The following is a 9,418-nucleotide window of genomic DNA, read 5'->3' as shown; positions in this document are numbered from 1 at the left end:
GGCGGTCGGCCCCGGGGGGGCTGCGCGCCCGCCTCCCGCGCCGGGCGACGGGCCGGGTCGGTACCCCGTGTTTCACGTGAAACGGACCCGGCCCTCTGTCGTCCGCCGCCGGGCGCGGGCCGGACCGGCCGGTTCGCTGCGGGGTGTGTTCGTGCGGCTTCCGTCGCGGGGATCGTCCCCGTGCGGGCCCCGCGGGTCAGAGACCCAGGTCGTCCAGGTCGTACGCGGTCACGTAGGCCAGGCCCTGCTCCTCGACGGCACCCGCGCCGCCGCGCTCCACGATCACCGCGACGCCGACCACCTCGGCGCCCGCCTCGCGCAGCGCCTCGACGGCGGTCAGCACCGAGCCGCCGGTGGTGGAGGTGTCCTCGACCGCCAGCACCCGGCGGCCCTTCACCTCGGGGCCCTCGATCCGGCGCTGCAGACCGTGCGCCTTGCCGGCCTTGCGGACCACGAAGGCGTCCAGCTTCTGCCCGCGCGCGGCGGCGGCGTGCAGCATCGCGGTGGCCACCGGGTCGGCGCCCAGGGTCAGACCGCCGACGGCGTCGTACTCCAGGTGCGAGGTCGCGTCCAGCATCACCCGGCCGACCAGCGGGGCGGCCTCGCCGTCCAGCGTGATCCGGCGCAGGTCGACGTAGTAGTCGGCCTCCTTGCCGGAGGAGAGGGTGACCTTGCCGTGCACGACGGCCTTGTCCTTGATCTGTGCCAGCAGGGCGTCGCGGTCGTTGCTCATGAGCGTTCAGTCTAGGGCCTGACGACGCCCCCGGCGCTCCCGGCTAGCGGCGGCGCAGGGCCCTCACCAGCACCACGGCACCGCCCAGCAGCGCCACCGAGCCGCCGATCACCCACGGCACCGCGCTGCGGCCGCCGGCGCCCGGCACCACGATCCCGCCCGCCTCGCCGCCCCAGCGGGACGCCGCCCGGGCCCGCGCGCTGCGGGCCGGCAGCGCCGGGGCGTACGGGCCGCGCGGCGGGGCGTGGTCCACCTCCTCGGCGGACCGGCCGACGATGCTGCGGCGCACCGGACCGGAGAGCACCGGCTCCTCCTCGTACGCGAAGAGCGGCTCGACCGGGATCTCCTCGGCGACGGCGTCCTGCTCCCCGGAGCCGTCCTCGACGTCGTCCACCGCCTCGGCGGCGTCGCCGTCCCGGTGGCCGCCGTCCTCGTCCGCGTCCTCGGCGTCCTCGACGTCGTCCTCGTCGTCGGCGGAGCCGGTGGGGAGGCCGAAGCGCTCGGCGTCGGCGTCGGAGAAGGCGATCAGATCGGAGAGGTCGTCGTCGAGGTCGTCGCCGGGCTGGTCCTGGCGGTCCTCGATGAAGACCACCCCGGCGGTGCCGGCCGCGGAGTCCTCGTCCCGGTCCTGCTCCCGGTCGTCGTCCTGCGCGTCGTCCTGCTCGGCGTCCCGGTCCCGTACGTCCTCCGGGGCGACCAGGGCGGCCGCGAAGCGGTCCAGCAGCCGGCGGCCGGTGGCGTCGAGGGTCTCCTCGTCGAACTCGGTCAGCCGGCCGGTGGCGCTCAGGTCGCCGGTGAAGCGGATCACCGCGGTGCCGTCCTCGGCGCCGTCCGCGACACTGACCCGGACGGTGGCGGTCGCCTCGCCGCTGCCCCGGGCCTCCTCGCCCTCGGCGAGCACGGTCAGCACGCCCTCGCGGCCCTCGATCAGCGACAGCACGCCCTTGTACGTGATCGTGGAGCCGCCGATCCGCAGCTTCAGCCGCCCGCCGATCTCCGCGGCCGGGCCGCCCCCGACCGCCGCCGGTTCGGTGCTCAGCCCCGGCACACTCCGCGCCAGCAGCGCCGGATCCTGCAGGGCCTGCCTCACCGGCTCGGCGGGCATCGGGACGACAACCTCATGCTCCATGCCACGGAGCCTACCGACCCGAGCCCGCCCGGTCCCTACCCACCACCACCGGACTTTCCCCGCCCCACCCGCCCCGCCCCGCGGCCGGACGGTCCCGGGTCAGCGGGGGCTGAGGAGGGTGAGGGGGGCCGGGGGACGGCTCGGGCGGTGGGAGTCGAGGCGGTCGGCGGAGCCGCGGAGGGTGTCGGGGGTGAGCGCGCGGGGCGGCGGGGTGTCGGGCGCGAGGGTGAGCGGGGGGCGGGTGGCGGCGGCCAGGAGGTAGTTCTGCGCGGTGTCCGGCGGGCCGGGGCGGCAGGTGGCGTCGGGGCTGCCGGGGACGGCGTACGGCGCGGTCTGCAGTCCGACCGCCCGCAGGCCGGAGTCGATCCGCCAGAGGCCGTCCGGGTCGCTCCCGGCCCGGACGGCGATCCGGCCGCTGGGGGAGAGCAGCCGGGCGGCGAGGCCGTAGAACTCCTGGGAGTGGAACTTGACCGGGCCGCCGTCGGCGGGTGCGGGCAGGTCGGCGAGCACGACGTCGTACGGTCCGTCGCCGCCGGGGGCACCGGCGCTCGCGTCCGCGGCCGTACCGGTGCGCCCGTCCGGGTCGGCGCCGCGCAGCCAGGCCATCGGGTCGGCGGCGGTGGTGCGGACCCGGGGGTCGTCCAGGGAGTGGCCGCCGAGGGCGGCGAGCCCGGGGTCGCTGCGGGCGAGCCGGGGGAGCGCGGGGTCGGTGTCGACCAGCCGGACGGAGCGGACACCGGGGTGCCGCAGCACCTCCCGCAGGGCCAGCCCGTCGCCGCCGCCGAGCAGCAGGACGCGGGTGTCCGGGCCGGCGCCCATGGCCGGGTGGACCAGGCCCTCGTCGGCCCGGTACTCGTCGGGCCCGCAGACCGCGAGCCGTCCGTCGAGGTAGAGCCGGACCGGGCCGCCGGTGGGGCCGGTGAGCACGATCTCCTGGTACCGGCTGCGGGTGGCGTAGCGGACCTGGTCGCCGTAGAGGGCGTGCCGGGCGGCGCGTTCGACCGCGTCGGAGCCGGCCGCGGCGGCGGCGAGCAGGGCGAGGACGAGCAGGCAGCCGGCCCAGAGCAGCCGTCGTACCCGCGGTGCGGGCTCCTCCCGGAACAGCCAGAGGACGACGGCGGAGCCGGCCACGGCGTTCACGGCGCCGGTGAGCAGCGCGCCGTCGCTGGGGCCGAGCGCGGGCAGGATCAGGAAGGGGAAGGCGAGGCCGCCGATCAGCGCGCCCACGTAGTCGGCGGCGAACAGGTCGGCCGCGGCGCGGCCGGCGTCCTCGCGGCGGATCCGCTGGACGAGGGTCATCAGCAGGGGGATCTCGGCGCCGATCAGGATGCCGATCACACAGGTGAGGCCGACCATGGCGGCCTGGTAGCGGCCGAGCCAGGCCCAGCTGGAGTAGAGCGCGAGGACGGAGAGCCCGCCGGTGAGGGCGAGTGCGCACTCGACGAGGGCGAAGGCGGTGGCGGGCCGGCCGGTGAGCCGTTTGGCGAGCAGCGAGCCGAGGCCCATCGCGAACACCATGACGGAGAGCACGACGGAGGTCTGGGTGACGGTGTCCCCGAGCAGGTAGTCGCCGAGCGCGACCAGTTCGAGCTCGTAGACCAGTCCGCAGGCCGCGCAGACGAACGCGGCCATCAGGACGGTCAGCCGGGCGAGCCGGGGGCAGGAGCGCAGCCGGGATCGACGGCGGGCGGGCAGTGGGGCGAGGCGGTGCCCGGGCCGGGGTGGGGTGCCGTCGTCGAGGTCCACTCGCGGGCGTGCGGGCGGACTGGCCGGATGGTTGATCACGAACAAACGCTAGGGGACGTACGGGACGGATAGCTGCGCCCATCCGACGGACAGTGGACGACGTCGGATTGACGAACCGTTCCTGCGTACGATTCGCAGGCCTGCGCTTGGCAGCGTATGTCCGGATCGGTGCTTCCGCCCGGGCTCGCGGCGGTCACGGACCCGACACCACGAGCGAGGAGCGGGTGCACACCAGCTGCCCCTCCTGCGGGTAGGCGTGCCAGGTCCGCCAGAGCAGGCGGTCGGTGCCGCCCTGGGTGACGAGTGCGGTGAAGGCGCTCGGGTCGCCGGGGAAGACCCCGGCGAGGCCGCGCGGGTGGCCCTCGACCAGGGCCAGCAGTTCCTGGGCGCGGGCCGCGAAGTCGTGCGGCGGCAGCGCCTCGATCCGGGCGGCGAACTCGTACTCCCAGCCGCCGACCTGCTTGGCCACCCGGGCCGGCAGGGGGGTGCGGCGGCCGGGCAGGCAGGCGACGGTCTCCAGGCACCGGCCGGGGCCGGCGTCGATCACCACCTGGTGCGAGGCGCCCAGCAGCCGCAGCTGGAGGGTGCCGGTCGGGCCCGGGCCGCCGCCCCCGTCGAGTCTCAGGTCGCGGACCGCGAGAGCGGGCAGCGGGTCGCCGCCGAGGCACCAGGCCAGGTCACCGGCGCGGGTGTCCGTGTAGGAGGTCTGCAGTGTGGTGAGCATGCTCGGCTCCGCGTTTCAGCTCCGTGCGCGCCCGCCGAGCAGCACCGAGTAGGCCTAGGCGATGGCGAGGCTGTTCGTGGCTGTGCGGCCCTGGGCGCGGCCGACCGTGGAAGGAAGGATTCCGGCTGGAGATTCAGCAGCAGAGAAGCATGAATACGCCGAGCCCGCCGGTGATTTACCCAACTTTGTCAAGCATTCACCGTTTCGAGCACACCTGCTCCCCGACTCTGATCGACCCGGTGTGCGACTCTGCACAGCGCGCGCCCCTGTCACCGGGTCACGCGCCGTGCGCGCCGGTTGTGCGCCCTCCGCGCGCATCACACTCCGCTGCCCTCCGCGCACGGGGCGGAGAGAGCGGCGGAGAAGTGTCGGACGGGCTGCCGGGTGTCCGGCCGTGGCGGCAAACGATCAGGCCGGCCAGGTCAGTTGATGATGCCTCAGAATCGCCTTCGAGGTGGGGTCGCTGCCGGATGAAGGGCGTGAAAGGGGGCGCGCGAGCCCTCGGGGGCGCTGCAGACGGGACGCGGCCTCCTGGAGGACGTCATCCCTTTTGCAGAAAGTGAAGCGGATCAGGCTACGGCCGGCGTCGGGTTCTCGGCCATGGCGTGCCGGCCCTGCCGCTCCGACTCCTCGGGGGCCTGCTCACCGGAGCGTTGTGGGCGGACTTCCTGATGAAGTACGTGCCCTCGGGGTCGAAGACCTCGAAGCCGTCGGCGAGCAGGTCGCGCTTGCGGAGCAGGTCGGCGCGGAACGCGTCGAGGTAGTCGTCGGGCAGCCGCAGTGCCTCGGCGACGGCGTACCGGAACGGGCCGGCTCTGACGTACGTGAGGTACTGCTCGGCCGTGCGCACGGCCGAGCAGTAGCGTGCGCATGCCCGCGACCGGCTCGGGGCTCGCCGTCACCCGGCCGACTCCGCGTTCGTACGCCCGTGCGCGCGCGAGGAGAACCCTGGCCCGCGGACCCGGATGTTCCTCAGACCGTGAGTCGTTCCCCCGGCTCGGGCACGCGCAGCGCCTCTCGTACACCAGCCTGCGTGAAGGCCTCCAGCAGCGTCTCCGGGCCCTGGGTGAAGTGTCCCCAGTGCTCGAAGTGGAGGGGTACCACGTGCTGGGCCCCGAGGATGCGAGCGGCCTCGGCGGCCAGGGCGCTGGTCAGCGTGAGGTACGCGCCGGGTATCAGCGGCGTGCTGGCGCCTCCGGCGAACAGCACCGCGACGTCGACCGGGCCGACCCGGTCGGCGATCGTCCGCACCACGTCCAGCGAGGCGTTGTCCCCGCTGACGTAGACCGTGGGCAGACCCTCTCCGGTGAGGACGAATCCGGTGACCTCCCCGACGAGGTGCTCGCTGCCGTCCGGGCCGTGCTGGGCGGGCACCCCGGTCACCCGCAGCGTGCCACCGCCCGGCCGCGGCAGGTCGACGTGCTCGCCGTCGGCCAGCGCCCGGACGGACCCGCCGAGCCGGCCCTCGGCGGCAGAGGTGGAGAGCACCAGCGGAGCGGCGGCGAGGTATTCGCGGCCGGCCCGGTCCAGGTTGTCGGGGTGCTGGTCGTGCGAGAGCAGGACGGCGTCCACCGGGCCGAGGTCCTCGGCGGCCACCGCCGGGCCGGCGGTCTTGGCGAGGACCCGGGCGCCGATCGGATACTCCCCGGGGCCGTCGAACGTCGGATCGGTCAGCAGGCGCAGCCCGCCGATCTCGATCAGCGCGGTGGGCCCGCCCACGTACTGGATGGTCGTCTGAGTCACTGTGCCGCCCCCTTGAGCATGTGAAGATCACTGCGTCGATGGACAAGGCCACGACGACTCCTGCTATTCCCCCAACTGGCCGGAGCGGCGCGGGACTCCGGGCGGGGCGCAGCCCGCTGCTGTGCGGGCCTCGTGCGTCAGAGTCGCTGGAGGCGGGTGACGGCGTCCTCCAAGACGGCGTCCTGCTTGCAGAAGGTGAACCGGACGTGGCTACGACCGGCCTCGGTGTTGTCGTAGAAGACGACGTTGGGGATGGCGACGACCCCGCAGCGCTCGGGCAGGGCGCGGCAGAACTCGATGCCGTCCTTCTCGCCGAGCGGGGTGATGTCGGTGGTGACGAAGTACGTGCCCTGGGGCTCGAAGACGCGGAAGCCTGCGGCCGTGAGGCCGGCCGAGAGCAGGTCGCGCTTGCGCGAGAGGTCGGCGCGCAGGGTGTCGAAGTACGCGTCGGGCAGCCGCAGCGCCTCCGCCACGGCGTACTGGAAGGGGCCGGCGCTCACGTAGGTGAGGTACTGCTTCGCCGTGCGCACGGCCGCGACCAGGGCCGGGGTCGCGGTGACCCAGCCGACCTTCCAGCCGGTGAAGGAGAAGGTCTTGCCGGCCGAGGAGATGGTGACGGTGCGCTCGCGCATGCCGGGCAGGGCCGCGATGGGGTGGTGGGTGGCGCCGAAGACCAGGTGCTCGTAGACCTCGTCGGTGACCACCAGCAGGTCGTGCTCGACGGCGAGGGCGGCGATGCCGGCGAGCTCGTCGGCGGTGAGGACGGTGCCGGTGGGGTTGTGCGGGGTGTTGATCAGCAGCAGCCGGGTGCGCGGGGTGATCAGCGCGCGCAGCTCGTCGAGATCGGGGCGGAAGTCCGGGGCCCGCAGGGTGAGCGGGCGGCGGGTGGCGCCGGCCATCGCGATGCAGGCGGCGTAGGAGTCGTAGAACGGCTCCAGGGCGATCACCTCGTCGCCGGGCTCCAGCAGGGCCAGCAGCGCGGCGGCGATGGCCTCGGTGGCGCCGGCGGTGACCAGGACCTCGGTGTCCGGGTCGTAGGTGAGGCCGTGGAAGCGCTGCTGGTGCTCGGCGACGGCGGTGCGCAGCTCGGGGATACCGGGGCCGGGCGGGTACTGGTTGCCGCGGCCCTCGCGCAGGGCCCGGACGGCGGCCTCGCGGATCTCCTCGGGCCCGTCGGTGTCGGGGAATCCCTGGCCGAGGTTGATCGATCCGGTGGCGGTGGCCAGGGCGGACATCTCGGCGAAGATCGTCGTGCCCATCCCGGTCAGTCGGCGGTTCAGCAGCGGCCTGGTTCCCATGCGAAAGGCTCCTCACGCGTCGTCGTCGCGCCCATCCTGGGACAGCCGGGGGCCGGGGACAACCCTGCTTGGTGCGCTTCGAACTGAGGTGGCCGGTGTACGCAAGAGCAGCCGGGGCGCAGAAGCCTGTGCCCCGGCTGCAACCCCTGAGCGGCAGTGGGTCCTGAAGTACCCGGCACCGCAGAAATCACCGCCGGTAGGCTGGTCGGTAATCGACTCAGCCGGCCTTGCCCGTTCGGCCCAGGAGTCGAACGCCGACTGCGATCAGGCAGGCCGCTGCCGCCGTCAGCAGTAGCGTGGTCAGGACCGTGTGCAGTGCCACTGCGGTTCCGATGGCTCCGACGGCCAGCACCAGCAAGGTGCAGGCCAGGAACAACCACCCTCCCGCTCGCTTGCTCCCGTGGTTCATGTAGAGCCCCCCTCGTGATTCGCGGCGATGATGCCGAGCAGTGCTTCCTTTCTTGGGAGGATGCCCAGTCGGTGTGCCGTCATGTGGTCCTGATGGAATATCAGATGCCCTGGAGTGCGCGGTACGGAGGCGCCGGCTTCCGGTGGGGTTGTGCGGGGTGTTGATCAGCAGCGGGCGGGTGCGCGGGGTGATCAGGGCGCGCAGTTCGTCGAGGTCGGGGCGGAAGTCCGGGGCCCGGAGGGTGAGCGGGATACGGACGGCGCCGGCCATGGCGATGCAGGCGGCGTAGGAGTCGTAGAAGGGTTCGAGGGCGATCACCTCGTCGCCGGGCTCCAGCAGGGCGAGCAGGGCGGCGGCGATGGCCTCGGTGGCGCCGGCGGTGACCAGGACCTCGGTGTCCGGGTCGTACGTGAGGCCGTGGAAGCGCTGCTGGTGCTCGGCGACGGCGGTACGCAGTTCGGGGATGCCTGGGCCGGGCGGGTACTGGTTGCCGCGGCCCTCGCGCAGGGCCCGGACGGCGGCCTCGCGGATCTCCTCGGGCCCGTCGGTGTCGGGGAAGCCCTGGCCGAGGTTGATCGATCCGGTGGCGCTGGCCAGGGCGGACATCTCGACGGAGATCGTCGCGCCCATCCCGGGACAGCCGGGGGCCGGGGACAAGAACGGCCCGCCACCGGCGTGAGCGCGGCGGCGGGCCGTGCCGGACGGTGTCGGGCCGTGCCGGGGCGTGGCCGGACGGTGCCGGGGCGGGATCAGGCCTCGTCGGTGCCCTCGGGGGCCTCGCCGTCCTCGCCCTCGATCTCGTTCTGCAGGCCCAGGCGCTCGACGATCCACTGCTCGAAGCCGACCGCGGCCTGGGTCCAGTTGGCGGTGGTGGTCACGAAGTAGTCCAGGTTGACGCCGGTGCCGACGATCATCTGGGCCTCGCCGATCAGGCGGACCACGCCGTCCTCGTGGGTGTGGGTGTAGACCTTGGGCCAGAGGGTCTCGCGGTTCCACTCGTCGATCAGGTCGAGGATCTCGCCCTTCTTCTCCAGCGGGTAGGCGCGGTCGTAGAAGGCGCGGACCGCGAAGAGCTCCTTCTGCTCGCCGCGGAACATGTAGTAGACGCGGAAGCCCTCCCAGGGGGCGGTGAGGTCGCCCTCCTCGTCCACGACGTGCTTGAGCTGCATCTGGTCGAGGAGCTGGGTGACCAGGCTCTGGTCCGGGACGATGATCGGCGGCGGGCCGGCCGGCCCCCCGCCCTGGCCGCCGGGCTGGCCGCCCTGGGGCGCGCCGAAGGACGGGATGGACGACGGGTCGATGCTCATGGGGGTCCTCTTCCTCAGTGCACGTGGTGGCCGGCAATGAGAGGCCGCCCTTTCCACCTCCCATCCTGCCTCATCCGGGCCCTCGCTCACAGGGGCAGCCGGGGGCGCGCCGATCTTCCTCCCGGGGCCGTCCGGGGCCGTCCGGGGGTGTCCGGAGGGGCTCGGGCGGACGCCGGTGACGGAGGGTGTCCGGGGTGGGTGCAGGACCGTGGTGCGGGCCGCACGGGCGGGCTTGAGTGAGCCACGTCACGCGCCCGGCGCGCGGGTTCGGCTGCCGTGCGGGCCGGATGCGGTTAGCGTGCGACGGAACTCACTTCATGCAAAGTCCG

At 73.8% G+C, this 9,418-nt stretch carries 7 protein-coding genes and 2 pseudogenes; all 9 read right to left on the bottom strand.

Going from position 1 to position 9,418, the window contains the following annotated elements; genetic code table 11:
• Window positions 1-196 precede the first annotated feature (196 nt).
• The 9 genes and pseudogenes from pyrE to ACFV04_RS30085 all read right to left on the bottom strand — a co-directional run bounded on the left by pyrE (window position 197) and on the right by ACFV04_RS30085 (window position 9,089).
• Window positions 197-733 carry an orotate phosphoribosyltransferase gene (pyrE, locus tag ACFV04_RS30125; protein WP_360260136.1) on the bottom strand — a complete coding sequence of 179 codons (537 nt, stop codon included), beginning with the start codon at window positions 731-733 and terminating at the stop codon, window positions 197-199.
• Between the two features lie 43 nt (window positions 734-776).
• Window positions 777-1,862, bottom strand: a complete 1,086-nt coding sequence (locus tag ACFV04_RS30120) for a hypothetical protein (RefSeq protein WP_380533793.1) — start codon at window positions 1,860-1,862, stop codon at window positions 777-779.
• Window positions 1,863-1,961: 99 nt separating this feature from the next.
• The gene (locus ACFV04_RS30115; RefSeq protein WP_380533796.1) at window positions 1,962-3,494 is read right to left on the bottom strand and encodes a polyamine aminopropyltransferase; all 1,533 of its coding nucleotides are present in this window, start codon (window positions 3,492-3,494) and stop codon (window positions 1,962-1,964) included.
• Between the two features lie 307 nt (window positions 3,495-3,801).
• A complete protein-coding gene (locus tag ACFV04_RS30110; protein WP_380336997.1) occupies window positions 3,802-4,332 on the bottom strand; it encodes a DUF2617 family protein in 531 nt (176 codons plus the stop codon).
• 408 nt (window positions 4,333-4,740) lie between these two features.
• Window positions 4,741-5,188, bottom strand: a pseudogene (locus ACFV04_RS30105) (hypothetical protein); the annotation flags it as partial.
• A 116-nt stretch (window positions 5,189-5,304) separates the two neighbouring features.
• On the bottom strand, window positions 5,305-6,075 hold the full coding sequence (locus tag ACFV04_RS30100; protein WP_380533791.1) for an MBL fold metallo-hydrolase: 771 nt from the start codon (window positions 6,073-6,075) through the stop codon (window positions 5,305-5,307).
• 137 nt (window positions 6,076-6,212) lie between these two features.
• On the bottom strand, window positions 6,213-7,373 hold the full coding sequence (locus ACFV04_RS30095) for a pyridoxal phosphate-dependent aminotransferase (protein WP_380533789.1): 1,161 nt from the start codon (window positions 7,371-7,373) through the stop codon (window positions 6,213-6,215).
• A 544-nt stretch (window positions 7,374-7,917) separates the two neighbouring features.
• Window positions 7,918-8,412 (bottom strand): annotated as a pseudogene (locus ACFV04_RS30090) (aminotransferase class I/II-fold pyridoxal phosphate-dependent enzyme); the annotation flags it as partial.
• Between the two features lie 119 nt (window positions 8,413-8,531).
• A complete protein-coding gene (locus tag ACFV04_RS30085; RefSeq protein ID WP_380533787.1) occupies window positions 8,532-9,089 on the bottom strand; it encodes a YbjN domain-containing protein in 558 nt (185 codons plus the stop codon).
• Between the last annotated feature and the right edge of the window lie 329 nt (window positions 9,090-9,418).

The sequence above is a fragment of the Kitasatospora sp. NPDC059599 genome, from assembly GCF_042735125.1.
In the GTDB taxonomy this organism is placed as follows: Bacteria; Actinomycetota; Actinomycetes; order Streptomycetales; family Streptomycetaceae; genus Kitasatospora.
This window is presented reverse-complemented; position numbering and strand designations above follow the sequence as displayed.

Excerpts from the sequence above, each read along its gene's own strand:
- pyrE (WP_360260136.1), bottom strand. The coding sequence starts at position 733 with ATGAGCAACGACCGCGACGCCCTGCTGGCACAGATCAAGGACAAGGCC.
- ACFV04_RS30120 (WP_380533793.1), bottom strand. The coding sequence starts at position 1,862 with ATGGAGCATGAGGTTGTCGTCCCGATGCCCGCCGAGCCGGTGAGGCAG.
- ACFV04_RS30115 (WP_380533796.1), bottom strand. The coding sequence starts at position 3,494 with ATGGCCGCGTTCGTCTGCGCGGCCTGCGGACTGGTCTACGAGCTCGAA.
- ACFV04_RS30110 (WP_380336997.1), bottom strand. The coding sequence starts at position 4,332 with ATGCTCACCACACTGCAGACCTCCTACACGGACACCCGCGCCGGTGAC.
- ACFV04_RS30095 (WP_380533789.1), bottom strand. The coding sequence starts at position 7,373 with ATGGGAACCAGGCCGCTGCTGAACCGCCGACTGACCGGGATGGGCACG.
- ACFV04_RS30085 (WP_380533787.1), bottom strand. The coding sequence starts at position 9,089 with ATGAGCATCGACCCGTCGTCCATCCCGTCCTTCGGCGCGCCCCAGGGC.